General features: G+C 75.3%; 1 protein-coding gene. It reads left to right on the top strand.

Annotated elements, in window-relative coordinates; translation table 11 throughout:
• On the top strand, positions 1–781 hold a 781-nt coding region (locus AX737_RS17235; RefSeq protein WP_066923573.1), incomplete at both ends, for a transporter substrate-binding domain-containing protein.

Raw genomic sequence — 781 nt, 5'->3', positions numbered from 1 at the left:
CTCCCCGCCTCCCCGCCAGCCTCCGCCCGGCCGCTCGACGACGTCGCGTCGTCCGGCACGCTGCGCGTCGCGCTCTACGCCGAGAACGCGCCCTTCTCGGAGCTGCGCGGGGGCAAGCCGGTCGGCATCGACGTCGAGGTCGCCGAGGCGGTGGCCGGCGCGCTGAAGGTCGGGCTGGATCTCCGCCTCGTCGATGCGGGCGAGAACGTGGACGGCGATTTCCGCCTCAACCTCTGGCGCGGCGACCTCGCGGGGAGCCCGCTCGCCGACCTGATGCTGCACGTGCCCAACGACAAGATGCTGGCGCTGCGCAACGAGCAGGTCTTCCTGGTGCGGCCCTACTTCGCCCAGCGCCTCGCCTTCGCGTGGCGGCGCGGGGTGCTGGAGGGGTTCGAGAGCTTCGCCGACATCGGCGCGCACGCGGTCGCCGTCGAGGGCGCGAGCGCCTCCGACATGCAGCTGCTCACCGCCGAGGGCGGGCGCTACCGCCCGAACCTGAAGCACTTCCGCAACCAGGAGGAGGCGGCCCGCGCCTTCCTGGGCGGCGAGGCGCCGATCCTGGCCGGCACCCGGGCGGGCATCGAGGGCGCGCTGTTCGCCGCGGGACAGGCGGGCCGCGACGACGTCGCGCTCACCGAGATCGCGCTCGGCGGCCTCGTGAAGTCGCGCTGGGACCTCGGCGGGGCGGTGCGCACCGATTCGCGCGACCTCGCCTACGCGGTCGGCGACGCGCTGGCGGCCCTCATCGAGGGCGGCGGCCTCCGGGCGATCTGCGCCCGCC

This window comes from Methylobacterium sp. CCH5-D2, assembly GCF_001556475.1.
Lineage (GTDB): Bacteria > Pseudomonadota > Alphaproteobacteria > Rhizobiales > Beijerinckiaceae > Methylobacterium > Methylobacterium hispanicum.
The sequence above is the reverse complement of the archived record's forward strand: the minus strand, read 5'-3'. Positions and strand labels throughout refer to the sequence as shown.